This is a genomic window from Pseudomonas sichuanensis (assembly GCF_003231305.1).
GTDB lineage: Bacteria > Pseudomonadota > Gammaproteobacteria > Pseudomonadales > Pseudomonadaceae > Aquipseudomonas > Aquipseudomonas sichuanensis.
Genome location: NZ_QKVM01000018.1, coordinates 51,902 through 76,581 on the forward strand (window position 1 = coordinate 51,902; position 24,680 = coordinate 76,581).

A 24,680-nucleotide genomic window follows, 5' to 3' on the forward strand; every position below is an offset into this window, starting at 1 on the left:
AGCATGGCGGGTGGGAATTAATGCCGAATTAACAGCTCACGAGCATTCGTCGTGCGCGGCCAACGCTTTTTTCATACAACTCCAACCGATTTTTCAGACAGCGCTCTTCACCATCGCCGCACTCAAAACCTGGAGCGGCACAACGATGAACAAACTCCCGCAAATCACCCTGGCCTTCTGGGTCATGAAGATCTGCGCTACCACACTCGGCGAGACGGCGGGCGACCTGCTGTCCATGACCCTGAACATCGGTTATGCGATGAGCTCGCTGCTGTTGATCAGCGTGTTTCTGCTGACCCTGGTCACCCAGCTCTACTCGCGCCGCTACAACCCGATGCTCTATTGGCTGGTGATCCTCTCCACCAGCACTGCCGGCACCACCATGTCCGACTTCATGGACCGCACCCTGGGGCTGGGTTATGCAACAGGCTCGGCGCTGCTGATCGGCATCCTGCTGCTGACCTTCGCGGTGTGGCGCCTGAGCGGCAACCCGCTGGATGTCACCCGTATCAAGAACCGCAGCGGCGAGTTGTTCTACTGGGTGGCGATCCTGTTCTCCAACACCCTCGGCACTGCGCTGGGCGACTACCTGGCCGACGATTCGGGGCTGGGCTTCGCCGGCGGTGCGCTGCTGATCGGCTCGGCAATCGCCGTGGTGGCGGCTGCCCGCTACTGGACGAAGATTTCCGGCGTGGTGCTGTTCTGGATCGCCTTCGTGCTCACTCGCCCATTCGGTGCGACCCTGGGCGACGTGCTGACCAAGAGCCACGAGAAAGGCGGGCTGGACTTCGGTACCGTGGGTTCTTCGATGGTGCTCGGCGGGGTGCTGCTGGTGCTGGTGCTGGCGGCCACGTACTACCAGCGTCGTGAGCCGTTGCCGGTGCTTGAGCGCTCGTAAGCCTGGGCTGCCAGGCTCAGATGCCTTGCGTTTTGACGGTGTAGCGGGTGCTGCGTCCACCACCCGGCAGGCGAGTCAGGCAGCCATTCTCCAGCAGATCGGCCAGATGGCGTGTGGCGGTGGCCTTGGAAACCTTGGCCACTGCCTGGTACTGGCTGGCGCTGATGCCTTCTTCGAAACCGCTCGGGCCGCCATCGAGCAGACGGTTGAGTACTTTGATCTGCTCCGGCGACAGGCCATCGCCCCGGTGCGCTTGCCAGAAGCGTGCCTTGATCAGTACCCGGTCGATGCGCAGCAGTGCCTGTTCCAGGCTGCGCTGCAGCGTGACGAGAAACCATTGCAGCCATTCGGTAATGTTCAGGCTGCCTTTCTGGCTGCGTTCCAGCACCGCGTAGTAGCCAGCACGATCTTCCAGGATGCTGGCAGACATGGCGTAGAAACGAATGGCTTGCTGTTCGCCTTGCGCCAAGGCCAGGTCGGTCAATGCCCGGGTAAGGCGGCCGTTGCCGTCGGCGAACGGGTGCAGGGTAACGAACCAGAAATGGGCAATGCCTGCTCGCAGCAGCGGGTCGAGTTGATGTTCATTGCGGCTGGTTTCGAACCAGTCGAGAAATGCCTGCAGCTGCACTTCCAGGCCCGCGCGAGGGGGCGCTTCGAAATGTACCCTGGGTTTGTCGATACGCCCGGATATCACCTGCATGGGGGCCTCATCGCGCAGTTCGCCCACGGGCAGGGCAGGGGTGAGTCCGCCAGCGTTATCGGGGAATAACCACCGGTGCCAGGTGAACAGCCGCTGTGGGTCGAGCGGGCGGTCGTAGCCTGCGGTGGCGTCGAGCATCAGCTCGGCCAGGCCTTCGCTACGGGCGCTGGTCGGCCCGGGCTCATCAATGCCCAGGCGCCGCGCCAGGGAAGAACGTACAGACTCGACATTGAGATGCTCACCTTCGATGGCCGATGAGGTGACAATGTTCTGCAACAAGGTATCGAGGGTGTCGCTGCTGGCGTCCAACGCAGTGACGGCACCGGCTCTGCCCAGCAGTTGCCCCTGCGTTTCGACGCAGTGACGCAGCAGTGTCGTGAGCGGTTGATTGTCCCAGCGAAAGGCTGGCCATTCCGGCTGCTGCCAGATCCAGAGAGGCGTTGTGGTGTCCATGAGCCGAATAATAGCGTTATTCGGCTCATTTGGTGAGCCGAATAACGCTGCTATTCGGCTCACAGCCAATAAAAAGGGGCGCCTCGTCAGCCGGAGCGCCCCTTGTTCATTGCCGTGCAGCCAATCAGTCGGTGGTGATTCGCGAATGCTGCTTGGTGTCCTTCATGGTCGCGTATACCAGCAGCGAGCAGGCGATGCAGCCGGTGACGTACCAGTAGAAGCCGGTTTCCATGCCGTTGCTCTTGAACCACAGGGCCACGTACTCGGCAGTGCCGCCGAAGATCGATACGGTCAGCGCGTACGGCAGGCCGACGCCCAGGGCGCGGATTTCGGTGGGGAACAGCTCGGCTTTGACCACGGCGTTGATCGAGGTGTAGCCGCTGACGATGATCAGCGCGGCCATGATCAGGAAGAACGCGCCCCACCAGGTCTGCACGGTGTGCAGGGTGCTGAGGATCGGTACGGTGAACAGGGTGCCGAGCACGCCGAAGGCGATCAGGATCGGGCGACGGCCGATCTTGTCGGATAGCCCGCCGATGATCGGCTGCAGGCACATGAACAGGAACAGCGTGGCCGCCGAGATGGTGGTCGAGTCGCTGATGCTCATGCCCACGGTGTTGACCAGGTACTTCTGCATGTAGGTGGTGTAGGTGTAGAAGGCCAGGGTGCCGCCCATGGTCAGGCCGACCACGGTCATCAGCTCTTTGGGATGGCGCATCAGGGTGCGCATCAGGCTTTCTTTGGACTTCTCTTTCTTGGTGAAGGAGGCGGTCTCTTCCATGCCACGACGCAGGTACAGGGCAACCACCGCGCACAGCGCGCCGATCACGAAGGGTACGCGCCAGCCCCAGGCATACAGCTGCTCGGTGGTGAGTGTCTGCTGCAGGATGATCAGCACCGCCAGGGCGATGAGCTGGCCGGAAATCAGGGTCACGTACTGGAAGCTGGAGAAGAAGCCACGGCGTTCCTTGCTGGCCATCTCGCTCAGGTAGGTGGCCGAGGTGCCGTATTCACCGCCCACCGACAGGCCTTGCATCAGGCGTGCGACCACCAGCAGGACCGGTGCGGCAACGCCGATGGTCTCGTAACCGGGGGTGAGGGCAATGACCAGGGAGCCGGCGCACATCAGCAGCACCGAGGCCATCAGCGCGGCCTTGCGACCTTTGCGGTCGGCGTAGAGGCCCATCAGCCAGCCACCGATCGGGCGCATCAGGAAGCCCACGGCGAAGATCGCAGCGGTATTGAGCAGTTGTGCGGTGGTATCGCCGGCGGGGAAGAACGCTTTGGCGAAGTACAGCGAGAACGCGGCGTAGACGTACCAGTCGTACCATTCGACCATGTTGCCGATGGAACCACTGAAGATCGATTTGAGGCGGCTGGCGGTGGTTTTTTCCGCGGCGGGCGCGGCGGCCGCCCCGCTGGGCAGGGTGCTGGCGTTATCCATCAGGGATACCTTCTCGTTGTTTTTGTGGAGTGCGCTCGGGGCGCAACTTGAGAAGGGTTTTGCAGGAGCTGTGCCAAATGGGTGCGGGGTGATCCATTCGGGGGCATCGCGGGGCAAGCCCGCTCCCACGCAGGCCATGTATCACCTGCGTTATAGCGATCACCGTGGGAGCGGGCTTGCCCCGCGATGGGGCCGCAACATACCCATGGCATGAGCGGGTTTTTGCTCATCTGCCCGATTCGGTAAGCGGAAATCCGCTCATTCGCTGCCGAGATAATCCTCACGCGCCAGTCCATGGCGCTGCATCTTCTCGTTCAGCGTACGCCGTGGCAGTTGCAACGCCTCCATCACCCCTTTTATCTCGCCCTTGTGCTGGCGCAGCGCCGCACGCAGGCACTGGGCTTCGAAGGCTTCCATCTGTTCGCCCAGCGACTGCCCGCCTGGCAGGCTCTCAAGGTTCGGCGAATCCAGCCCCAGGGCATGACGCTCGGCAGCATTGGCCAGCTCACGCACATTGCCCGGCCAGTCGTGGGCCAGCAGCTGCGCCAATCGCCCGCCACTGACCGGTGGGGCATGGCGGCCCAGGCGTTCGGCGGCCGTGCGAGCGAAGTGTTCGAACAGCAGCGGGATGTCTTCACGCCGCTCGCGCAGTGGGGCCAGGCGCAGCTCGGCAACGTTGAGGCGGTACGCCAGGTCTTCGCGAAAGCGCCCGGCACGGGCCTCTTCAAGCAGGTCCGGCTTGGTCGCGGCAATGATGCGCAGATCGACGGCGATGCTCTGGTTGGCCCCCAGGCGCTCGAGCTTCTGTTCCTGGATCACCCGCAGCAGCTTGGCCTGCTGGGCCAACGGCATGCTTTCGATTTCGTCGAGGAACACGGTGCCACCGTTGGCGTACTCCAGCTTGCCGATGCGTTTGCCCTGGGCGCCGGTGAACGCGCCGCTCTCATGGCCGAACAGCTCGGCCTCGAACAGGGTTTCGGGGATCGCCGCGCAATTGAGCGCGACGAAGGGTTTATCTGCGCGCGGGCCGAAATCGTGCAGGCAGCGCGCCACCCGCTCCTTGCCGCTGCCGGTCTCGCCACGGATCAGCACGTTCACCGGCAGGCTGGCCAGGTCCAGCACCTGCCGGCGCAGCTGTTGCAGCCCCTGGGACATGCCGAGCAGGCTGGTTTCGAGCTGCGCCTTGAGGTCGGCCTGCTCATGCAGGCGGCGGTTCTCCAGTACCAGCCGGCGTTTTTCCAGGGCGCGGCCGAGGCTGCCCAGCAGGTGCTGCGGGGTGAAGGGTTTTTCCAGGAAGTCGTAGGCGCCGTTGCGCATCGCCTCCACCGCCATTGGCACATCGCCATGGCCGGTAAGCAGGATCACCGGCAGGTCGGGGTCATCCTGTTGCAGCCGTTCGAGCAACTGCATGCCGGACAGCCCGGGCATGCGCACGTCGCTGAGGATCACCCCGGGGAAGTTGCGCGGCAGCTGCGCCAGGCAATCCTCGCCACGGGCGAACAGTTGCACGCTGAAGCCCGACAGGCTCAACCACTGTTCGACGGCGGTGCGGATACTGGCTTCGTCATCGACGACGATCACTGAATTCAACATACCGGCTCCAGGTCACGGGGTAGCGTCAGGCTGAAACGCGCGCCGCCCGGCAGGTTCTCGACCTGCAGGCAGCCGCCGGCATCGACCACGATGCCGTAGGAAATCGCCAGGCCCAGGCCCAGCCCTTCACCCACAGGCTTGGTGGTGAAGAACGGGTCGAACACCTTGGCCAGGTCGGCCGGCTCGATGCCGCCACCGGAGTCGAGCACGCTCAGGCGCCACTGGCCGTCGTCGAGTTCGATGCGGATCTCCAGGCGTTTGTAGCGCTTGTCGGCCATGGCGTCGAGGGCGTTGCGCAGCAGGTTGATCAGCACCTGCTCAAGGCGGATCGCATCGCCGCGGACCCAGGCCGGACGGGCCAGGTACAGCGCCACCTCGACCGCTTCGGCGTGGATGCGCGCATCGAGCAGGTGCAGCGCCTGGTCGACCACTGTGGCCAGGTCCAGGCGCTCGCGCAGCCCGCCGGGGCTGTTGCGGGCGAAAGTCTTCAAGTGGCCGGTGAGCGCGGCCATGCGCGTGAGCATCTGCTCCAGCGGCTCCAGGGCCTGGCGCGCCTGGTCGTAACGGCCATGGTCGAGCAGCAGGCGCAGGGTTTCCAGCTGCATGCGCTGGGTGGTCAGCGGCTGGTTGATTTCGTGGGCCAGGGCGGCGGACATCTGCCCCAGCGCCGCCAGCTTGGCCGATTGCACCAGGCCTTCCTGGGCGGTGCGCAGTTCGCGGGTGCGCTCCTCGACCTGGCGCTTGAGCTCTTCGCGGCTGCGCTGGCGCAGGCGGGCCAGGCGCAGGCGCTGGCTGACGAACAGCGCGGCGAACACCAGGGTCAGCCAGATCGCGGCGGCGGCCAGGGCGGCGTTGCGGCCATCCTCGGCGACCTGTGGCTTGCGCAACAGGTGCAGGGTCCAGCCTTCGGCTTCCAGCGGCAGGCTTTCCCAGAGGTATTCGGCGGCGCCGTCAGGGCCCTGCACGCGGGTCAGGTGGCTGTTGTCGGCGAAGCGGGTCAAGGCCTGGTGCTGCAGGGGCACCAGCGGCTGCTTGTCGTATTGGCGGGTTTCAGCCAGTTCGGCGCGGTCGGCGCCGCTCAGCGGTTGCAGTTCGCGGTAGCGCCAGCCGTCCTGGTTGGCGATGAAGGTAATGCCACGGGCGTCGCTGACCAGCAGGATATCGCTGCCCTGGCGCCACTCGCGTTCAAGTTCCGGGAACTCCAGCTTGACCACCATGGCGCCGAGGAAGCGGCCATGTTCGTCGTTGACCGCGCTGGCCAGAAAATAACCCGGCACGCCGCTGGTCACGCCGACCGCGTAGAAGCGGCCGCTGCCTTGGCTGCGGGTCTGTTTGAAATAGGGGCGAAAGCCGTAGTTGGAGCCGACATAGGTGGTCGGCAGGCGCCAGTTGCTGGCCGCGATGGCCAGGCCGGTGCGGTCGAGCAGCTCCAGGGTGGAGGAATTGGCGGCGCCGTTGATGCGCTCGAGCTTGTGGTTCAGGGCACTTTGCACCGGGTCGGTGACCGGGCCGCGCAGGGCGTCGATCAGTTCCGGGTCCAGTGCCAGTACCGCAGGCAGGGCGCGGTAACGCTCGATCAGGGTGTGCAGGGTGTTGGCGTACAGGCCCAGTTGTTGGCTGGCCCGCTGCGCGTCGGCCCGCATGGCCTCGCGCTTGGCCTGGTGCATGGCCCAGCCGGCGCTGAGGCCGGTGCCGACCAGGATCAGCAGGATGATCAGCCCCAGACGCAGGGCGCGGAAGGAAGAGGGCATGGGGCGGATCCGGGGTGTAGGTTTTCAGGTCCGGCCTCTTCGCGGGTAAACCCGCTCCCACAGGTATCGAGAAGCCTGTGGGAGCGGGTTTACCCGCGAAGAAGCCAAAGCAGGTGTCAGAGCAGTTCGAAGCTCTGCTGCTGCACCGCCTGCGAGTCCAGGCCGATCTGCACATTGAACTGACCAGGCTCGGCCACCCGCTGCAGCTGGCCATTGTAGAACTTCAGGTCTTCTTCACTGATGTCGAAGGTCACGGTGCGTGCTTCGCCGGCCTTGAGCATCAGCTTCTGGAAGTTCTTCAGTTCTTTCACCGGGCGGCTCATCGACGCGCTCTGGTCCTGCAGGTACAGCTGCACCACGGTCTCGCCGTCACGTTTGCCGGTGTTCTTCACCGTGATCTTGGCCTTGAGGGTTTCGCCGCGCTTGAGCTCGGTGCGCGACAGGGTCAGGTCGGTCAGGTCGAAGCTGGTGTAGCTCAGGCCGTAGCCGAACGGGTACAGCGGGCCGTTGGGCTCCTCGAAGTACTGCGAGGTGTAGTTGCCCGGCTTGCCGGGGGTGTACGGGCGGCCGATGCGCAGGTGGTTGTAGTACATCGGGATCTGCCCGACCGAGCGCGGGAAGGTGATGGCCAGGCGGCCCGACGGGTTGTAGTCGCCGAACAGCACGTCGGCGATGGCGTTGCCGCCTTCGGTGCCGCTGAACCAGGTTTCAAGCAGCGCATCGGCCTGTTCGCGTTCCCAGGCGATCGACAGTGGGCGGCCGTTCATCAGCACCAGCACCAGCGGTTTGCCGGTGGCCTTGAGCGCCTTGATCAGGTCGCGCTGCACCGCCGGGATTTCCAGGGTGGTGCGGCTCGACGATTCGTGGGACATGCCACGGGACTCACCGACCACGGCCACCACCACATCGGCCTGCTGGGCGGCCTTGACCGCTTCGTCGATCAGCACGGCGGCCGGGCGCAGGTCGTTGACGATTTCCGGAGCATCGAAGTTGAGGAAGTTGAGGTAGTCGAACATGGCCTTGTCGCCGGTCACGTTCGAGCCTTTGGCGTAGACCAGCTTGGCCTTGCCCTCGACGGCGCGGCGCAGGCCTTCGCGTACGGTGACCGAGTGCTGTGGCTTACCGTCGGCGGCCCAGCTGCCCATCATGTCGATGGGGGCGTCGGCCAGTGGGCCGACCAGGGCGATGGTGCCGGCCTTTTTCAGCGGCAGGGTCTGCTCGCGGTTTTCCAGCAATACCAGGCTGCGGCGTGCCACGTCGCGGGCGGCGTCGCGGTGCAGGCGGCTGTCGGCGTAGTAATCCTGAAGGTCAGTCTCAGGCTTGCCGATGCGCACATAAGGGTCCTTGAACAGGCCCATGTCGTACTTGGCGCCCAGCACTTCGCGCACCGCCTGGTTCAGCTCGCCCTGGGTCACTTCGCCGGACTTGAGCAGGCCTGGCAGCTCTTCGCCGTACAGGGTGTCGTTCATGCTCATGTCGATGCCGGCCTTGATCGCCAGCTTGGCCGCTTCGCGACCGTCGCGGGCCACGCCATGGCGGATCAGTTCCTGGATGGCGCCGTGGTCGCTGATGGTCACGCCTTTGAAGCCCCACTCCTTGCGCAGCAGGTCGTTCATCAGCCAGGTGTTGGAGGTGGCCGGCACGCCGTTGATCGAGTTCAACGCCACCATGACGCCACCCGCACCGGCGTCCAGCGCGGCGCGGTAGGGCGGCAGGTATTCGTTGTACATCTTCGGCAGGCTCATATCGACCGTGTTGTAGTCGCGTCCGCCTTCCACCGCGCCATACAGGGCGAAGTGCTTGACGATGGCCATGATGCTGTCGGGCTCGGCCGGGCTCTTGCCCTGGAACGACTTGACCATCACCTGGCCGATCCGCGAGGTGAGGTAGGTGTCTTCGCCGAAGCCTTCACTGGTGCGGCCCCAGCGTGGGTCGCGGGCGATGTCGACCATCGGCGCGAAGGTCATGTCCAGCGAGTCGGCGGCGGCCTCGATGGCCGAGGTGCGGCCGACCTTGGCGATGGCGTCCATGTCCCAGGTCGCGGCCAGGCCCAGGCCGATCGGGAAGATGGTGCGCTCGCCATGGATGGTGTCGTAGGCGAAGAACATCGGGATTTTCAGGCGGCTGCGCATGGCGGCGTCCTGCATCGGCCGGTTCTCGGGGGCGGTGCGCGAATTGAAGGTGCCGCCGATGCGCCCGGCGGCAATCTCTTCGCGGATCTTCTCGTGGGGCATTTCGGGGCCGATGCTGATCAGGCGCAGCTGGCCGATCTTTTCGGCCTCGGTCATCTGGCTGACCAGATGGTCGATGAATGCCTGCTTGTCTTGCAGGGGCGGGGCGGAGGGGGCGGCAAGGGCCGCCTGACTGGCAAGGCCCATGGCCAGGCCCAGCAAAGACAGTTTCATCATCAATTCCGTTGTTGAGTAGGGCGGTTGGCCGAGAACTTTCGTACGCCTGTTGTTATGAGGTCCGCTGGCGATTTTACGGATCATTCGTCCATGATCCGACGCAGCCGCGGATTATGCCTTATATGAAGCGCTTGTTGAGATACACTCTCGCCACCCCGATGCCGGGATAACAATGATAAGAACGCTCAAGAGACGATGGCATGACCGAATACGAACAGCGCCAGATCGCCGAGGCGATCGCACGCGTCGAGCGGCGCACCGACGCGGAGCTGGTGACCGTGCTGGCGCGCCGCGCCGACGACTATCCCTATCTCCCCCTGCTGTGGGCGGCGCTGCTGGCGCTGGTCATCCCGCTGCTGCTGCACCGCTGGCAGGGCGGGATCGGCCTCAACGGCCTGCTGCTGGCGCAGATGCTCACCTTTGTCGCCTTGTGCCTGTTGCTGCGCCATCCACGCCTGGCTGCCTGGCTGGTGCCGGCGATCCTGCGCCGACGACGTGCTTCCGGGCTTGCCCGGCAGCAGTTTCTCGAACTCAACCTGCAGCGCACCGCCGGGGCTACCGGGGTGCTGATCTTTGTCAGCGAGGCCGAGCGGCATGTCGAGATCCTGGTCGATGAGGGGATCGCCCGGCACCTGCCGGACCAGGCCCGCGAAGCGATCGTTGCGCGGTTCACCGAGCAGGTCTGCCAGGGCCGTACCTTGCAAGGTTTCGTCGACTGCATCGAGGCGTGCGGCGAACTGCTCAGCGAGCATGTGCCGCCCACCCATGCGCGCAACGAGTTGCCCAACCGCCTGGTGATCCTCGATTGAGCCGCGCCCATCGCGAAAACCTTCGCGATGGGCGGCCAGCGACGTAGAATGCGCGGCATTGCGCAACGCGCTCCCCGCATTCCGAGGCACCCGCTCCCCATGTCGTCCACTACTTCCGCCCCCACCGCGCCGGATGCGCGCGCCCAGTTCCTGAGCCTGCTGGCCGACGCCCTGGCCGATGGCAGCCTGGCCAAACTGGTGCTGGCCCGCCACGTGGGGGCCGACCAGACCCTGCAGCGGATCATTGCCAAACCGGTGCAGCTCAAGGGCGAGGCCTGCCTGCAACTGGTCTACCGCCACCAGACCCGCGACATTACCCGCAACCTGCCACTGGGCCAGGCGCAGGCACTGGTGGCCGAACTGCTGCCGGAGAGCTTTCGCAACGCTCACCTGTTCACCGGTGCGGGTGAAGTGCAACTGGAGTTCAGCAAGAAGGGCAAGCCGATGCTGCGCCGTCACCTGGCTCAACAGGCGCCCCGTGAGGCGGCGGCAGGTGGGCATGACCGCGAGAAAAAGCGCTATCTGGAACTGTCGCGGCCCTTCCTGCGCGACCTTGGGGTGACCGACGCGCAAGGCGCGTTGATCCCGTCGATGTCGCGCAAGTGGAAGCAGATCAACAAGTTCATCGAGGTCTTCGACCACGCCCTGGCCAGCGCGCCGGTGGCGGCCGATCAGGCCTTGCGGGTGGCCGACTTCGGCTCGGGCAAGGGCTACCTGACGTTTGCCATGCACGACTACCTGCGCAACACCCTCGAGCGTGAGGCACAGGTCACCGGCGTCGAGCTGCGCCCGGACATGGTCGAGCTGTGCAATGCCGCTGCCGCGCGCCTGGAGCACCCGGGGCTGGTGTTCGAGTGCGGCGACGTGCGCAGCGTGGTGCCCGAGGCCATCGAGGTGATGATCGCCCTGCATGCCTGCGACATCGCCACCGACTACGCCATCCACACCGGCATCCGCTGCAACGCGGCGATCATCATGTGCTCGCCGTGCTGCCACAAGCAGATCCGCCCGCAACTGCACAGCCCAGGGCTGCTGCAGCCGATGCTGCAGTACGGCCTGCACCTCGGGCAGCAGGCCGAGATGCTCACCGACAGCCTGCGCGCGCTGTACCTTGAGGCCTGCGGCTACGAGACCAAGGTCTTCGAGTTCATCTCGCTGGAGCACACCAACAAGAACAAGATGATTCTTGCGGTCAAACGCCGGCAGGCGCAGGACAACAGTGCGCTGTTGGAAAAAATTGCCGAGCTCAAGGCGTTCTATGGGGTGCGTGAGCATTGCCTGGAAAGCCTGTTGCGCGCGGATGGGTTGATTGCCGGGTGACATGCCTGGGGCGTCGGCTTCGCTGTTTCGTATAGGACATCTCCGGTAAGGCCGCTTCGTGGTTTTGAATGACCCAAGCGGGCCTAGGCTGGCTTGAGAAAACGTTCGTCGGCAACTGTTGGTTGTCGATTGACAACCTATTTCTCTTGCCCATACTGGCGCCCAGCCAATGGCCCGACCCGTTCACCCCAGCAAGGAAGTTGAACACACCCTGAAACACGCCGAGGCGCAGGGTTGGCGAGTCACGGTGGGCGGTGGCCATTGCTGGGGGCGTATCTACTGCCCCTTGAACGATCGCGAATGCCGTTGTGGCGAGTTCTGCATCACCAGTGTGTGGAGCACGCCCAGAAACCCTGGCACCTTTGCCCGCATGCTGCGACGCGTGGTGGACAACTGCACATCGGCGCGCCCGCACACCCAGACGAATCCGGAGCCCAAGTGATGGAATACGAATTCACCCTTAAATACCAATTGGCCGGTGACGAAGACCTTGACGCCCTGGTCGAGCGCCTGGGGCAGGGCGGCTGCGATGATGCGGTGGTCGGCATCGGCCAGCCAGGCCGGCTGGCGTTGGCCTTTGCGCGGCAGGCCGATTCTGCCCTTGAAGCCCTGCAAAGTGCCCTGGCCGATGTGCAGCGCGCTGTGCCGCAGGCTCGGCTGATCGAGGCCACCCCCGACCTGGTCGGCCTGACCGATGTGGCACAACTGGTGGGCGTGTCGCGACAGAACATGCGCAAGCTGATGCTGGCCCATTACCGCAGCTTCCCGGCGCCAGTGCATGACGGCAGTACGGCGCTCTGGCACCTGGCCGATGTCCTGGCCTGGATGCAGACGCGCGGAACCTATCCCGTGGCCCAGACCATCCTGGACATGGCCTTTGCAGCAATGCGCGTAAACGTCGCCAGCGCCTACCAGCGGTTGGCCGAGTAAGCAGCACAAACCCTCGCGGACCTGCCCGCGAGGGTTTCGCCCCTATCAGAAGAACCGCGTAACGCTGATCTTGGCGTTGCGCCCCACGGTGTACGCGTTTTCTCCCGACAGTTCCGGACGAATCGCCTTGTTGAACAGGTTATCCACGGTCAGGTTGACCTCTGTGCCTTTCAGGTAGCGTTGCTGCGGCTTCCAGTTGGCAAACAGACCGTGCAGCGCGTACTTTTCGTTGCCGAAGTTGTCGTAGTAGCGGTCACCCAACGCACTGGCCGGGCCATCGAAATATTTGTCGCTGGGCAGGTGGCGGGTGGCACCGACGAATTGTGCGGTCCAGCCAATCCGGGTGTCCCAGGCAGGGATCTTCACGCCCAGGGTGGCGATCCATTTGGGCGCCGGCACATCCTTGGCCCATACATCCGGCCCCCAAGGGTTGGTGTAGGCACCCTCGTGACGGCCCTCCATCCAGGCGTACGACAGCGCGCCGAACATATAGGTGGCGTCGTAGAAGCTTTCGACCTCGAAGCCCTTGTAGTTGGCGTCCCCGATGTTGCGGTAGTTGCCCATCAAGCCGTTGCCGCAGGTATTGGCGATGCTCCCGCCGGTGACCAGCTGCTGCGGGCAGCCGATGCCGGTGGCCTTGAAGATTTCGTTGGTGATCTTGTTCTGGAACACGGTGGTGCGGATCTGCGCGCTGTCGCCCTGGGTAAGCACATTGGCGAAGTTGCTGATGCTGCCGACACGAATGCCGGTGATGCGTTCAGGGTCCAGGTCACGGCTGGTGGCGGTGCGGCTGCCCAGTCCCTGTACCTCGTACTGCTCGTCCAGCACCGGGGCACGCCAGGTCTTGCTGTAGTCGGCGAACAGTGCGGTCTGGTCGGTCATTTTCCAGAACAGCGACAGGCGCGGCGACCAGCCACTGTAGGTCTTGGCACTGTAGTCATGCCCGGCCGCCGGGTTGTTGTAGTAGGGCGCGTCGTTGGGTTTGCCGCGATTGGTGATGTGGTCGTAGCGCAGCGACGGGGTGATGGTCAGGTCGCCCAGCGTGATGGCGTCCTGCAGATAGTAGCCCTGGCTGTCGACCTTGCCGCTGGGCATGAAGTACGGCTGGTAGTTGCCGTAGTTGTATTTGGGCACCAGGTAACTCTTGCCGGGCATCCACATCTGCGTATCGCGATCGTGGCGGCGCACCTGCACGGCGCCGGTAAGTGCGTGTTCCAGTGGGCCGGTGAGGAAGGTGCTGGTGTTCTTCACTTCTAGCGTGCGGTCCTGGTATTCGGTGTCCATCTTGCGGCCACCGGTGGCGGGCTGGAAGAACGCGGTGGCATCGCGCTCGTCGGTTTGCCGGGTGTCGGACTCGGAGTATTTGACCTGCAAGTCCATCCAGGGGTTGTCGATCGGCTGGTACCGGTAGGTGGCCGACCAGGTGGTGTCGACGGTATCGCGGTTGGCCAGGAAGCGCTTCAGCGCACCCTCGTAACCGTATTTCCTGATGTCCGCCGCCGAAGGCGGTGCGGGGTAGGCGGTGGCCGCAAAGGTGGTCCAGCGCTCGCTTTGCGAGCGCGACCAGGAAAGCCCCAGGCTGTGCTCGTCGGTGAAGTGGATGTTGGTCTTGAGCAATGCCCCGTCCAGATCCAAGGCACTGTAGGGCACGCGCTGCGGGTTGATCGGCCAGCGACCGGTCGGATCGGGCAAGCTGTCGGCCATCTTCAGGTTGCCGCCATCGCGTTTGGTGAAATACACCAGGCCGTCGATGCGGCCATCCTCGGTGCGCCCGAACAGGGCCGAGCTGTAGATCTGCTGATGGTCGTTGCTGGCGTAGCCATACTTGACCATGGCGCCGCTGTTGCGGCCTTCCTGCAGCAGGTCGCCGGCATCCTTGGTTTCCATGTTGACGCTGCCGCCAAAGCCGCCGTTGCCGGTCTTGACCGAGTGCGGGCCCTTTTCGACCTCGATGTGCTTGATCAGCTCGGGCTCAATGAAGATGGTGCCTTGCTGGTAGCGCTCGAAGCCGCTCTTGGTCGCACCATCGACGGTCATCGGCACGTCTTCGGCATCGCCCAGGCCCCAGATGTTGATGGTCTGACCGCCGGGCTTGGCCGAGCCGCCCATGTTCACCCCAGGCAGGGTCGCCAGCACGCTGGGGATATTGCTTGGCTGGTAACGGTCAATCTGTTCCTGGTCGAGGGTCGAGCGCCCGACGCTGCTGGCGTCGACCTGTTGCCCGTCGCCGACGATGCTCAGGGCGCCAAGCTGGATGCTGTTGTCGGCACTGGGGGCCTCTTCACGCAGGCGAACCACGAAGGTGTTGCCCATGCGTACCACGTTGAAACGGCTGCCGACCAGCAGTCGGGCGATGGCCGCCTCGGCCTCGAAGTCGCCCTTGAGCGCTGGGGCCAGGGCTGTGCCGAGCTGCGCTTCGTCGAACAGCAACTGCACCTTGGCCTGTTGCGCCAGTTGGCTCAGCGAGCGTGCCAGTGGCTGCGCGGGCAGGTCGACGGGCATCGGCGCGGCTTGGGCGCCCAGGCTCATGGTCAGGCACAGGGCAAGCAGCGTAGGACGGGCGGGCAGGTGGTGTAACGGACGCAACGCGGACAACATGAATTCCCCCAAACGGCAAAAGGCCGAAAAAACCTGCCGTCATGGGGCAGGCGGGGAAGAAGACGTGGTGTTGAGAAAAAACCTCACCTGCGAATGATAAGAATTCTTAAATTATTTTTACCGACGCTCGATGCGCAGCCGACCGTCAGCCAGCAGTGTGTTTTTTACTGGCAACAGGGCCGGCAAGGCATTGAGCAGTGCGTCCGGGTCATGCACGTCGAGGTTGCCGGAGACCTTGTAGCGGCCCAGTGCTGGATCCGCGAGCAGCACCGGCTGCTCGCGGTAAAGGCTCAGCTCGTCGATCAGGCTGGCCAGCTCGCGGTTGCGAAAGCTCACCTGGCCGTTGCGCCAATCGGCAATGGGCTGCTCACTCAGCGTTTGCTGCGCAAGGGTACCGTGGGCCAGGTCGTAGGTGGCACCCTGCTGGGCGCTCAGCAGCAAGGGCGCGTGGCGTTCACCTTGTACTTCGAATGCAACCTGGCCATGGGCGACGCGCACTTCCAGTTCGCGATCGCCGCGCCGCAGGTCGAAGCCGGTCCCGACTACCCGCACTCGGGCGCTGCCGGCATCGACGAACAAAGGCCGCTCCTTGTCGCTGGCAACCTCGATGTAAAACTGGCCATGGTCCAGGTGGATCACCCGCTGCTCGCTGTTGAAGTCCAGGCGCAGCCGGGTCTGGGCGTTGACGTACAACTGGCTGCCGTCGGGCAAGTGCAGGTTCTGCATGCCCTGGCTGGCGGCGATGTGCTGGGTGAGCGCGGCGCTGCCCGCTCCGGGGTTGCCCACGAGCAGCATGCACAACAACGCTGCCGCTGCCGCAAGTGCCGGGCGCAAGGGCGAGGCGCGTCGCTCCGGCAGGGGCACTGGGCGGCTGGCTTGCTTGAGCGTTGCCAGGTCATCCCACAGTTGCTCGAACTGGCGGTAGGCGCGGGCATGCTCGGCAGTCTGCATCCACTGGGCAAAGGCGTCGCGCTCAGCCTTGGACGGTGTGTTGCGGTTGCGGCTGAACCAGCTTGCCGCCTGCGTGTCGACCAGGCTTGGGTCGAATTCGTCGGTAGGGGTCATGGGGACTGCTCCGTGCCGGGCTTACTGTCCAGGTGTTGCTTGCACTGCAGCAGGGCGGCGGCGATGTGTTTCTCGACCATGCTGACGGAAATGTTCATGCGCTTGGCGATCTCGGCCTGGGTCAGGCCCTCGAAGCGATGCAGCATAAGCGCTTGCCGGCGCCGCGGCGAGAGCTCGCCGAGTACCTGGCGCAGTTGTGCCAGCCGCTGCTGGTGCTGCGCGTGATCCAGCGGGTCGTTGCCGGCCTGGGTCTGTTCGTCGACCGAGGCGTCGTCTTCAAGCACGGCGTGGCGAACTTTTTGCCGGCGCCAGTGATCACTGAGCAGGTTGCGCGCTACTTGGAACAGGAAGGCTCGAGGCTGCTCCACCTTCGCCCGCTCACGGTAACCCAGCCATTGGGCGAACACATCCTGGGTCATGTCCGCGGCATCGCTGGCATTGTCCATGCGCTTGCGCAGGAAGTGCAGGATCTCGGCGTAGAAACCACGACAGGTTTCCTGGGCGAAAGGGTCGGGTTTCAGGCGCTGCATGCACGCTTTCCGGGGCTGGCCAGGGGGAAAGGGTGCGGATCTTATCGATAATTATTTACATTTGCAAAGCGCTGCCCGCCGCAGGCTCATTGTCGGTTGTTTCGCTCAGGTGGCACCGCGATCGCCAATTCGGCCAGCCCCAGCGGATGGCTGGATGCGTCGAAAAAGTGCAGCGATGTAGCGGCAAGGTCGGCGAACCGGTCAATGAAATGCTGTTTCTGGTTGATGATGGATGCAGCGTTAAGCGGCCTGACGGCGATCGCCAAATGCTGTGGGCGAGCGTACCGGATAGCGTCGAGCAGGTGCTGGTCGCTGGCATCCAGATGCTGGCCGAACAGGCAAATCCCCTCGTCCTCGCTGGCCAGTTGCCCCAGGCACCAGGACAGGTAGTCCGAGTTGCGGATGGCGCGCTGTTTCTCGTCGCTGCGTGCTTCGTTGACGAACAGCGGCACCTCGCCGGGAATGTTGACGGCGAATCCGTCCAGCAATTCTGCGCATTCGGCGCTGCGTTGGCGGGTAGTGCCGTCTGGTAGCTTGAGCAGGTGCAGGCCGCCATGCAGGTGCATCACCCGGGTGCCTTCGCTGCGGGTGCGGCGCACGTCGAAGAAGCCCTGCTCGTCGAACAGCGCGGCAAAGCCCTGTGGAGCATGTTGCACGGCCCATGGCAGGACCAGGTCGTAGTTGCTGGTGTAGACGCTGCGAAAGCCACGCAAGGCCTGGTTGATCGAGGCCAGGGTAGCCGCCGGCATCAATGGCCACGGCAGGTGCACGGTGCGCACGGCGTGAATCAGCGCTTCCTTGATCGAGTAGTAGCGGTTCAGCGGCGCGGTGGAGTTGATGGCCAGCGCGGCGTTGGCGCGGACGGTGTGGTTGAGGGTACTCAGCAACGGTTCGAACAGCTCTGTGTCGAGCGACTTGAACAGCGCCTGGTCACTGACCGCCAGGCCTTTTTTGCGGCCGGCACGCTGGGCTTCTTCGTACAGCGAGAAATAGCCGAACGGTTTCCACAACGCCCGGCTGGCACCGTTGCCCAGCAACAGGGCGGTGCACGGGTGGCGCTGGTTGAGGTCGGCCCAGGCGGGCAAGTGGGCGTCGAGTGCGGGCATGGGCGGTCCGTTGGGCATGGCTCAAAACGCGGCGACTTTAGCATGCCGGGCCAACGGTGCGGCGCTCGCCGCTCAGGGAGGCCCCGATGGTGCACGGCAACCGTTGATGGCAGAGTGCCTACCGCCTGCGCGCCCGTGCAGGCGACCCAACACAAGGAACTCGTGTGAAATTCAGCAATCTGGCCGCGTTTGCCGGCAGTCTCTTCCTGGCCTCGGGTGCCTGTGCCCAGGACATTTCCACGCTGTATCAAGTTTATGAGCAGAAGGGCTATTCCACGCTGAGCATGGAGGAGCTGCACCAGCCTGTGCAGATCACGGCGGTGGCACTGGGTGTCTCGACCAACCTCAAGGGCGCGCCGATCCTGGCTGCCGGTGATGATGATGGCTATGAACTGGCCCGCCTCAACGGTGCCGACGAGGCTCAGCAAGCGTTGATGAAGGCGATGCGCCCTGGCCAGAAATTCGACGCGCAGTGCGTGCTGCAGTTCACCTCTGGCAGTGACTTCATGGCGTTCGAGCAATGCACGTTCAACTGAACAAGGATGGTTTCATGAAAGGATCTCTTCGCTTCATCACGCTGCTCGGCAGCCTGACTGCATTCAACGCCATGGCCGCCGATTCGGCCCAGGTTGCCTTGTTCACTGCGTTGGCGCAGTGCCAGGCCAGCGCGCAACAGGTGGAGGCGTTCAATCAGCTGGCGGATAGCGGCCAATTGACCTTCACCAAGGACGAAGCCCACAGCCCGTGGGGCGGTGCTGCCTGGCAGGTCACGCCGGCATTGAGCATCAATGGCGTGTCGTCCGCCACCCTGGTGATGACCGACCGCTACAGCTTCTACCTGCAGACCAGCAGCAGCGCGCCGCTGGCCGATGCGGCCAAGCTCGCCAGTGCCCTGAAACTGAAGAAGACCCTCGATACCGACGGCTACGTCGACTATCAGCGAGTGCTCGACAGCAAGGGCACGTTGCGGGTGGTCTCGACCGAGGACAAGGCGCGTGACCTTTACGTCGGCTGCAGCTATCCGCAGGCCTGAGGCCGCTGCGCAATTGCAGGCCCGGATTATTCGGGCCTGCGCTTGGCGAGGGGTTTGCTCGCTGCTGCGGCATCTGCGTCGCGCAATGCTCTAGTCCCTTGCCTCTGCGCGGTCCACTGGCGCTTGCCGATTCCTGTTGCGCCATACCCGATAAGCCCTGATCCCAGCACGCACCGAGCCGAACAGCAGTTTATCCTCCATCTCCCGTGCCATCCCCGAGCGCACCAGCATGCGCAGGAAGGTGCCACGGGCGCGGGCGATGGCGAAGTGGATACCCTGGGCGGTGAGGGTGTCGCGCACCTCGCGCAGGGCGGCGATGCCGCTGACGTCGATACTGGTCACGGCTTCGGCGTCGAACAGCACCGCCTGGGGCTTGTCCACCCCCTGCACGGCGTCGAGCAGGCGCATCTTGAAGTAGTCGGCGTTGAAGAACAGGATCGCGTCGTCGAAGCGATACACCACCAGGCCTGGCACGGTACGGGCGTCCTTGTGCTGGCGCACGTCCACCTGTCCCTCGACACCCGGCAACCAGCCGAGTACCGCGTCGGTCGGCTGGTAGATGCTGTAGAGCAGGCGCAGGATGGCCAGGGTCACGGCAAACACGATGCCCGGCAGCACGCCCAGCCCCAGCACCCCGACCGTGGTCAGCAGGCACAGCCAGAATTCGAAGCGGCTGAGCGTGCGGATGGTCTTGAGCGACTTGATGTCGATCAGCCCCCAGCCGGCCATCAGCAGTACCGCCCCCAGCGCCGCCTGTGGGATCCAGGCCATGGGGGCGGTGAAGAACAGCAGGATCAGGGCAATCACCAGCGCGGCGATGATGCCCACCAGCTGGCTCTTGCCGCCGACCATGTCGTTGACCGCGGTGCGCGAGTCGGCGCCGCTGATGGCGAAGCCCTGGGAAATACCGGCGGCCAGGTTGCTCACCCCGAGGGCGACGAATTCATGGTTGGCGTTGATTGCATAGCCATGCCGGGCGGCAAAGCTGCGGGCGGTGAGCATGGCGCTGCAGAAACTGATGGTGGCGATACCCAGGGCGTCACGCAGGAGGCTCTTGGTTTCCGCCAGGTTGCTTTGTGGCCAGGCCAGCTCCGGGATGCCCGCCGGCACCGGGCCAAGGATCGCCACACCATAACGGTCCAGGCCGAGCAGCCCGGCCAGGGCGGTGAACACCACCACGGTCACCAGCGCGGCCGGCAGGCGCGGGTAACGGCGGGGCAGCCAGATCAGCAATGCCAGCCCGGCCAGGCCGATCGCCAGCGTCAGCCAATGGATCTCGCCCAGCCGCTGCAGGAAGTTGATCAAGCTGAGGATGAAACCGTCGCCCTCGATCTTGAAACCCACGACTTTGGAGAGTTGCCCGGCGAGCAGGCTGAGGCCGATGCCGTTGAGGTAGCCGATCAGGATCGGCCGCGAGAAAAAGCTGGCGATGAAGCCGGCACGCGCCGCCCCGGCGGCGATCAGCATCACGCCCACCAGCACGGTGACGATCACCGACAGCTCGGCGATGCGCTGCGGGTCGCCCATGGCCAAGGGGGCCACAGCACCGCCGATCATCGCGCAGGTGGCGGCATCGGGCCCGACCATCAGTTGCCGCGAACTGCCGATCAAGGCATAGACCATCATCGGCAACACGCAGGCGTACAAGCCGTACTGCGGCGGCAAGCCGACGATCTGGGCGTAGGCGATGGCGATGGGGATCTGGATCGCGGCCACCGAAAGGCCCGCCTGCAGGTCGGCGTGGAACCACTCGCGGCGGTAGTGCAGCAGGTTGGCCAGGCCCGGTAGCCAGCGGGAGAGAAACATGCGCAGTCCTTTGGAAATGTTTCAGAAAGCTTAGGTGTTTTTGCGTGCTGCGAAGCACCGGGCATTGAAGCCAATCGGGCACGGCATGGCCATGGGCCAGATCAATGAATAGTGCGCAAATGCAGGCGGCAGAAACGAAAAAAGGAGCCAAGGCTCCTTTTTACAGCGATGACGTCACTGGAACGCCATGCGGGGAATGCGATGTGGAGCGGGTAGAGGGAATCGAACCCTCAACTAAAGCTTGGGAAGCTTTCGTTTTGCCACTAAACTATACCCGCGTCGGCGCCCGACTTTTTACCATAACCCCCTGCCAATTAATAGCCCAATGTCATAAAAGGCTGTCGGCAGCCTGCTGCCTGCGGGTAAGCCAGGCATGCAGGTGCCGTTGCGCTTAGATGGCCAGTGCATGCTGCCCCTGCGTGTGGGTGTAGCGTTGACGGGGCTCGCGCACGGTCGGCTTGAGGAAACCGAGCATGACCGAGCGGGTATCCTCACTGGCGCTCTTGTGCTCCATGTCGAGGAAGTGGCCGGCTCCGCGGATCACGCTGAAGTGGCTTTGCCCCACATGTTTGCTGAACTGCCGCGCATCTTCGACGGTGGTGTATTCGTCACGGTCGCCGTTGATGAACAGCACCGGGATGTCGATGTTGCGCGCGACCTTCAGCGCCCGCTCCAGGTCGTGATCGAGCACTTGGTTGATGTGGAAATGCATCTGCGCGTACTCGTGGCTGTCCAGGCTGCTGACATGCCGGTAATTGAAGCGCTTGAACAGCGACGGCAGGTATTTGCCGATGGTGTCGTTGACCAGGTTGCCCACCTGGTAACGATCGCAGGCGGCCAGGAACTGGCAACCACGCTCCAGGTAGTCGCGCATCGGCTCGTTGATCACCGGCGAGAACGAACTGACGATGGCCTTCTTCACCAACCGTGGCTGGTGCGCCAGCGCCAGCAGGGCGCAGGCACCGCCCCAGGAGAACGACATCACGTGGTCGGCGTGGAAGTGCTCGATCAGCTCAAGGAGGATGTGCGACTCGGTCTCCTTGGTGATCAGCCGTTCCTGGCGGTTGTGGGGCTTGGACTTGCCGGCATAGGGCTGGTCGTACAGCACCACGTTGAATTGCGGGTGCAGGCTGCGCACTGTCTGTGCAAAGGACGCCGTGGTGGCCAATGATCCATTGATCAGGATGATGGTCTTTTCGGCGCCTTCCGCGCGATGGAACTCCGTGTAAACCCGGTACTGACCTTGGATATCAAGTACAGCAATTTCTGGCCTCATGTCATCGACTCCTGGCGCAAAAAAGGGTATTCGCGTCACCTGTTGGTCTGCGTGGCTGGTTCGTGAACTCGCGTTCGAATCAACCGCGCAGGCCGTTAGGGTGCACGTGCTTTATGACAGGTAGGCATTTGCCTGGAAGAAAACCGGTGGGCCCTTGTGTCGATCCCTGACGCGTGTGTCGACGGTATTGTTGTAGCGGGCGATTTACCGTGCCCCAAGGTGTCGAGACCCTGGGTGGCCGGCAAAAAGGTGTCTTGGACTGCGTTTGTGACCGGCGAGTCACGGGCAGACCGACAAGTTGGCAGTCAAGCAGCGCAGGGCCGATCGCGCAAGTGAGTTTCGGGGGATATTTTGCAGCAAACCGCTGGGCGGTCGGTGTAGTGGAAAAGTGCCGGGGCTACCCAATCGTTTGCGCGAAAAACGCCTGCGCAGAGCCTTCGCAGCCGCTCAGAAACAGGCGATTTCTGCGGCCGAAAGGTCCCGGTACTGGCCCGGCAACAAGGCCGGATCCAGCGCGATCATCCCCATGCTTTCCCGGTGCAGCCCCAGTACCTTGTTCTGGAAGTGGCCGAACATGCGCTTGACCTGGTGATAGCGGCCTTCGACGATCGAAAGCCGCGCTTCGCGGGGGCCGAGAATATCCAGCTGCGCAGGCTGGGTGGTGAGGTCTTCGAAGGCGAAATAGAAGCCTTGGCGAAACTTCTCGACGTAGTGGGCGCCGATCTCGTCTTCGGTCTGTACGTGGTAAACCTTGGCCAGCTTGGTCTGTGGCTGGGTCAGGCGGCGCGACCACTGGCCGTCGTTGGTCAGGATCAGCAGGCCGGTGGTGTTGTAGTCCAGGCGCCCAGCAATGTGCAGGTCGTCGCGCCATGCGGGCGGCAGCAGGTCGAGCACGGTGCGGTGCTGCGGGTCGCTGGTGGCGCTGACGCAGCCCATGGGCTTGTGCAGCATCAGGTAGCGCGCCGGGCGGCCGGCCTGCAGCAGTTGTTCGTCCACCTCGACACGGCTGAACTCGCGTACCTCGTGCAGCGGGTCGGCGGTGATCACGCCATCCACGCGCACACGCCGCTGCACCAGCAGCAGGCGCACTTGCTGGCGGTTGAAGCAGGGCAGGTTGGCGAGGAAACGGTCGAGGCGCATGGCGGCAGGTCGCGGCAGATCGGCGCGCAGTCTAGCGAATCGCGGGCGATTGCGCTGCCTTGAGTTGCTCGTCCACTTTCGCGCACTGCGGGCACAGGCAGGCCTGGTTGCGCAGTTCGGCAGGCAGGGCTTCGATGATGGCCGGGTCGATGCTCACCGCGAAGCACCAGCACCCTTGGGTGGCGCTGGCCGGGTTGGCCAGGCCGCACTGGTTGGCGGCGCCGCAGGCAGGGCAGTGCAGGTTACTGGTCATGGTCGGGTCCGGGCATCTGGCTGCAGACGCGGTTGCGTCCGCCTTGTTTGGCACGATAAAGCGCGTGGTCGGCGCGGCTCAGCAGGCTGTGCAGGGTGTCGTCGCGCTGCAGGCCGGCGAGGCCGATGCTGACGGTAAGGCGCAGCGGTTTGTCGGCATAACTGAAGATCAGTTGCTCGGTGCGCCGGCGGATCTTTTCGGCCACTTCGACGGCCTGGCGCCCTTCGGTTTCGCGCAGCAGCACGATGAACTCCTCGCCGCCCCAGCGGCAGAGTATATCGGACTGTCGCAGGCTGCCCTGCAGCACGTTGGCGAACTGGCGCAGCACTTCGTCGCCGGCCAGGTGGCCGTGGGTGTCGTTGAGTGCCTTGAAGTGGTCGAGGTCGATCAACAGGGCGACCAGCGGTGCACTGATGCGTTGCGCCTCGACCAGTGCCTGGCCGGCCAGCAGGTCGAAGCTGCGCCGGTTGGGCAGGCCGGTGAGGCTGTCGAGGGTGGCCAGGGCCTCGGCGTTGTCCTGATGGCGCTTGATCATGGCGTTGAGCAGCGACAGCACCACCAAAGTGATCATGGCGCAGATCGCCAGGTTCAGGTACAGCGACTGGCGGATGCGGTCCAGGGCACTGGTCTCGCGCTTGTCCACCAGCAGGTACCAGTCCAGTTCGGGCAGCGCGCGCACGTTCAGGAAGTGGCTGTGGCCGTCGTTGTCGTAATACTCGTGGCTACCAGCGGCAGGGGTCGGCATGCGCGCCAGCAGGTCCCGCCACTGGCTGCTGTCACTCAGCTGCTGCCCTGCGCGAAGGCCATGGGGGCCGCCGTCAGAACCGGTCAGCAGCACCTTGCCCTGGGCATCGGTGAACAGCACCGAACGATGGTAGCGGCGCTGGTAGTCATCGATCAGGCGCACCACCGACTCGACGCTCAACCCCACGCCCACGGCACCGATGAAGCGCTGCTGGTAGTCGAGCACTCGGTAGTTGATGAAAACCGTGAGCTTGTCCTGGTTGGCCATGTCCACGTCGACATTGATCTCGTAGGGCACGCTGGCCTCGCGCAGGCGGAAGTACCAGGCATCGCGCCAGGCATCGGCCTTGACCTGCTTGAGTACACCTTTGGCCTGGTAATAGGTGCGGCTGCGCTCGGCGACCAGGAAACTGGTGAAGGTGCCCTGGCTGCCCATCACCTCGCCCAGGTAGCGGGTGATGCGGGTGGGGTCCTGTTCGCCGCCCAGCAGCCAGTCCCGCAGGAAGGTGTCCTGAGCCATCATCGACGAGATCAGCACCGGGCGGATCAGGTCTTTCTGGATTTCCGAATAGACGGTGTCGGAGGTCAGCGGCAGCTCGGTGTTGACGATGCCGTCGCGGATTGCCCCGCGCGAGGCGTAGTAGCTCAGCAGCGAGGTGGCGAGGAAGCCGCAGCCCAGCAACAGCAGCAGGGTGAAGATCAGCGAGCGTTGCGAGAACAGGGCGGAAGGCGAGGGCATGATCGTCCCGTGATGTGTGCCGGTGGCGACATTCTAGTGAGATGACCGAAAAATGACTGCATGTTTTTCAGGGTTATAGGGGAT

21 protein-coding genes and 1 tRNA gene are annotated in these 24,680 nt (G+C 64.1%); 7 read left to right on the forward strand and 15 right to left on the reverse strand.

The features are described from left to right. The first annotated feature begins 145 nt into the window (after window positions 1-145). A complete protein-coding gene (locus DM373_RS11815; protein ID WP_110993754.1) occupies window positions 146-898 on the forward strand; it encodes a COG4705 family protein in 753 nt (250 codons plus the stop codon). A 16-nt stretch (window positions 899-914) separates the two neighbouring features. Here the strand turns inward: DM373_RS11815 and DM373_RS11820 are convergent, their stop codons facing one another. The 5 genes from DM373_RS11820 to bglX all read right to left on the reverse strand — a co-directional run bounded on the left by DM373_RS11820 (window position 915) and on the right by bglX (window position 9,247). Beyond that, a complete protein-coding gene (locus DM373_RS11820; protein WP_110993755.1) occupies window positions 915-2,051 on the reverse strand; it encodes a Fic family protein in 1,137 nt (378 codons plus the stop codon). Window positions 2,052-2,175: 124 nt separating this feature from the next. Beyond that, window positions 2,176-3,495 carry an MFS transporter gene (locus tag DM373_RS11825; protein WP_110993756.1) on the reverse strand — a complete coding sequence of 440 codons (1,320 nt, stop codon included), beginning with the start codon at window positions 3,493-3,495 and terminating at the stop codon, window positions 2,176-2,178. Window positions 3,496-3,753: 258 nt separating this feature from the next. Beyond that, entirely contained in the window at window positions 3,754-5,088 is a 1,335-nt protein-coding gene (locus DM373_RS11830; RefSeq protein ID WP_110993757.1) for a sigma-54-dependent transcriptional regulator, read from the reverse strand. Beyond that, window positions 5,082-6,839, reverse strand: a complete 1,758-nt coding sequence (locus DM373_RS11835; protein ID WP_110993758.1) for a sensor histidine kinase — start codon at window positions 6,837-6,839, stop codon at window positions 5,082-5,084. The genes DM373_RS11830 and DM373_RS11835 overlap by 7 nt, the downstream gene beginning before the upstream one ends. 116 nt (window positions 6,840-6,955) lie before the next feature. Then, window positions 6,956-9,247 (reverse strand): beta-glucosidase BglX, encoded by a 2,292-nt coding sequence (gene bglX / locus DM373_RS11840; RefSeq protein ID WP_110993759.1) that lies wholly within the window; start codon window positions 9,245-9,247, stop codon window positions 6,956-6,958. 200 nt (window positions 9,248-9,447) lie between these two features. On the opposite strand from bglX, the gene DM373_RS11845 reads away from it, so the two are divergent. From DM373_RS11845 to DM373_RS11860, 4 genes are all read left to right on the forward strand, one after another. Then, a complete protein-coding gene (locus DM373_RS11845; protein WP_110993760.1) occupies window positions 9,448-10,056 on the forward strand; it encodes a TPM domain-containing protein in 609 nt (202 codons plus the stop codon). A gap of 99 nt (window positions 10,057-10,155) precedes the next feature. Beyond that, window positions 10,156-11,376, forward strand: a complete 1,221-nt coding sequence (locus tag DM373_RS11850; RefSeq protein ID WP_110993761.1) for a class I SAM-dependent methyltransferase — start codon at window positions 10,156-10,158, stop codon at window positions 11,374-11,376. 169 nt (window positions 11,377-11,545) lie between these two features. After that, entirely contained in the window at window positions 11,546-11,818 is a 273-nt protein-coding gene (locus DM373_RS11855; RefSeq protein ID WP_110993762.1) for a hypothetical protein, read from the forward strand. After that, on the forward strand, window positions 11,818-12,306 hold the full coding sequence (locus DM373_RS11860) for a helix-turn-helix transcriptional regulator (protein ID WP_110993763.1): 489 nt from the start codon (window positions 11,818-11,820) through the stop codon (window positions 12,304-12,306). Before DM373_RS11855 ends, DM373_RS11860 begins: the two co-directional genes overlap by 1 nt. A gap of 45 nt (window positions 12,307-12,351) precedes the next feature. On the opposite strand, the gene DM373_RS11865 is transcribed toward DM373_RS11860, so the two are convergent. The 4 genes from DM373_RS11865 to DM373_RS11880 all read right to left on the reverse strand — a co-directional run bounded on the left by DM373_RS11865 (window position 12,352) and on the right by DM373_RS11880 (window position 17,605). Beyond that, window positions 12,352-14,904: a TonB-dependent receptor gene (locus DM373_RS11865; RefSeq protein WP_110993764.1), complete on the reverse strand. Its 2,553-nt coding sequence runs from the start codon at window positions 14,902-14,904 to the stop codon at window positions 12,352-12,354. A 117-nt stretch (window positions 14,905-15,021) separates the two neighbouring features. Then, entirely contained in the window at window positions 15,022-15,969 is a 948-nt protein-coding gene (locus DM373_RS11870) for a FecR family protein (protein WP_110993765.1), read from the reverse strand. Then, on the reverse strand, window positions 15,966-16,499 hold the full coding sequence (locus DM373_RS11875; protein WP_110993766.1) for an RNA polymerase sigma factor: 534 nt from the start codon (window positions 16,497-16,499) through the stop codon (window positions 15,966-15,968). The genes DM373_RS11870 and DM373_RS11875 overlap by 4 nt, the downstream gene beginning before the upstream one ends. Before the next feature lie 86 nt (window positions 16,500-16,585). Next, window positions 16,586-17,605, reverse strand: coding sequence for a DUF4917 family protein (locus tag DM373_RS11880; protein ID WP_110993767.1), 1,020 nt, complete (start codon window positions 17,603-17,605; stop codon window positions 16,586-16,588). Between the two features lie 164 nt (window positions 17,606-17,769). Between DM373_RS11880 and DM373_RS11885 the strand changes: the two genes are divergently transcribed. After that, entirely contained in the window at window positions 17,770-18,141 is a 372-nt protein-coding gene (locus tag DM373_RS11885; protein ID WP_110993768.1) for a hypothetical protein, read from the forward strand. A gap of 14 nt (window positions 18,142-18,155) precedes the next feature. Next, a complete protein-coding gene (locus tag DM373_RS11890) occupies window positions 18,156-18,638 on the forward strand; it encodes a hypothetical protein (protein WP_110993769.1) in 483 nt (160 codons plus the stop codon). Between the two features lie 90 nt (window positions 18,639-18,728). On the opposite strand, the gene DM373_RS11895 is transcribed toward DM373_RS11890, so the two are convergent. The 6 genes from DM373_RS11895 to DM373_RS11920 form a co-directional block, all read right to left on the reverse strand. After that, complete coding sequence (locus tag DM373_RS11895) at window positions 18,729-20,444, reverse strand: SulP family inorganic anion transporter (RefSeq protein WP_110993770.1); 1,716 nt, start codon at window positions 20,442-20,444, stop codon at window positions 18,729-18,731. A gap of 204 nt (window positions 20,445-20,648) precedes the next feature. Next, window positions 20,649-20,722: transfer RNA gene (locus tag DM373_RS11900), tRNA-Gly, on the reverse strand. A 113-nt stretch (window positions 20,723-20,835) separates the two neighbouring features. After that, window positions 20,836-21,720, reverse strand: a complete 885-nt coding sequence (locus tag DM373_RS11905) for an alpha/beta fold hydrolase (RefSeq protein WP_110993771.1) — start codon at window positions 21,718-21,720, stop codon at window positions 20,836-20,838. Between the two features lie 447 nt (window positions 21,721-22,167). Then, window positions 22,168-22,860, reverse strand: a complete 693-nt coding sequence (locus tag DM373_RS11910; RefSeq protein WP_110993772.1) for a pseudouridine synthase — start codon at window positions 22,858-22,860, stop codon at window positions 22,168-22,170. A gap of 31 nt (window positions 22,861-22,891) precedes the next feature. After that, complete coding sequence (locus DM373_RS11915; protein ID WP_110993773.1) at window positions 22,892-23,113, reverse strand: cysteine-rich CWC family protein; 222 nt, start codon at window positions 23,111-23,113, stop codon at window positions 22,892-22,894. After that, a complete protein-coding gene (locus tag DM373_RS11920; protein ID WP_110993774.1) occupies window positions 23,103-24,596 on the reverse strand; it encodes a sensor domain-containing diguanylate cyclase in 1,494 nt (497 codons plus the stop codon). Before DM373_RS11920 ends, DM373_RS11915 begins: the two co-directional genes overlap by 11 nt. Window positions 24,597-24,680: the final 84 nt, after the last annotated feature.

What these genes read in the sequence shown, in the direction of transcription:
- DM373_RS11835 (WP_110993758.1), bottom strand. Translation starts at nt 6,839, where the DNA reads ATGCCCTCTTCCTTCCGCGCCCTGCGTCTGGGGCTGATCATCCTGCTG.
- bglX (WP_110993759.1), bottom strand. Translation starts at nt 9,247, where the DNA reads ATGATGAAACTGTCTTTGCTGGGCCTGGCCATGGGCCTTGCCAGTCAG.
- DM373_RS11865 (WP_110993764.1), bottom strand. Translation starts at nt 14,904, where the DNA reads ATGTTGTCCGCGTTGCGTCCGTTACACCACCTGCCCGCCCGTCCTACG.
- DM373_RS11875 (WP_110993766.1), bottom strand. Translation starts at nt 16,499, where the DNA reads ATGCAGCGCCTGAAACCCGACCCTTTCGCCCAGGAAACCTGTCGTGGT.
- DM373_RS11845 (WP_110993760.1), top strand. Translation starts at nt 9,448, where the DNA reads ATGACCGAATACGAACAGCGCCAGATCGCCGAGGCGATCGCACGCGTC.
- DM373_RS11830 (WP_110993757.1), bottom strand. Translation starts at nt 5,088, where the DNA reads ATGTTGAATTCAGTGATCGTCGTCGATGACGAAGCCAGTATCCGCACC.
- DM373_RS11910 (WP_110993772.1), bottom strand. Translation starts at nt 22,860, where the DNA reads ATGCGCCTCGACCGTTTCCTCGCCAACCTGCCCTGCTTCAACCGCCAG.
- DM373_RS11915 (WP_110993773.1), bottom strand. Translation starts at nt 23,113, where the DNA reads ATGACCAGTAACCTGCACTGCCCTGCCTGCGGCGCCGCCAACCAGTGC.
- DM373_RS11880 (WP_110993767.1), bottom strand. Translation starts at nt 17,605, where the DNA reads ATGCCCGCACTCGACGCCCACTTGCCCGCCTGGGCCGACCTCAACCAG.
- DM373_RS11895 (WP_110993770.1), bottom strand. Translation starts at nt 20,444, where the DNA reads ATGTTTCTCTCCCGCTGGCTACCGGGCCTGGCCAACCTGCTGCACTAC.
- DM373_RS11870 (WP_110993765.1), bottom strand. Translation starts at nt 15,969, where the DNA reads ATGACCCCTACCGACGAATTCGACCCAAGCCTGGTCGACACGCAGGCG.
- DM373_RS11920 (WP_110993774.1), bottom strand. Translation starts at nt 24,596, where the DNA reads ATGCCCTCGCCTTCCGCCCTGTTCTCGCAACGCTCGCTGATCTTCACC.
- DM373_RS11860 (WP_110993763.1), top strand. Translation starts at nt 11,818, where the DNA reads ATGGAATACGAATTCACCCTTAAATACCAATTGGCCGGTGACGAAGAC.
- DM373_RS11850 (WP_110993761.1), top strand. Translation starts at nt 10,156, where the DNA reads ATGTCGTCCACTACTTCCGCCCCCACCGCGCCGGATGCGCGCGCCCAG.
- DM373_RS11905 (WP_110993771.1), bottom strand. Translation starts at nt 21,720, where the DNA reads ATGAGGCCAGAAATTGCTGTACTTGATATCCAAGGTCAGTACCGGGTT.
- DM373_RS11815 (WP_110993754.1), top strand. Translation starts at nt 146, where the DNA reads ATGAACAAACTCCCGCAAATCACCCTGGCCTTCTGGGTCATGAAGATC.
- DM373_RS11890 (WP_110993769.1), top strand. Translation starts at nt 18,156, where the DNA reads ATGAAAGGATCTCTTCGCTTCATCACGCTGCTCGGCAGCCTGACTGCA.
- DM373_RS11825 (WP_110993756.1), bottom strand. Translation starts at nt 3,495, where the DNA reads ATGGATAACGCCAGCACCCTGCCCAGCGGGGCGGCCGCCGCGCCCGCC.
- DM373_RS11820 (WP_110993755.1), bottom strand. Translation starts at nt 2,051, where the DNA reads ATGGACACCACAACGCCTCTCTGGATCTGGCAGCAGCCGGAATGGCCA.
- DM373_RS11855 (WP_110993762.1), top strand. Translation starts at nt 11,546, where the DNA reads ATGGCCCGACCCGTTCACCCCAGCAAGGAAGTTGAACACACCCTGAAA.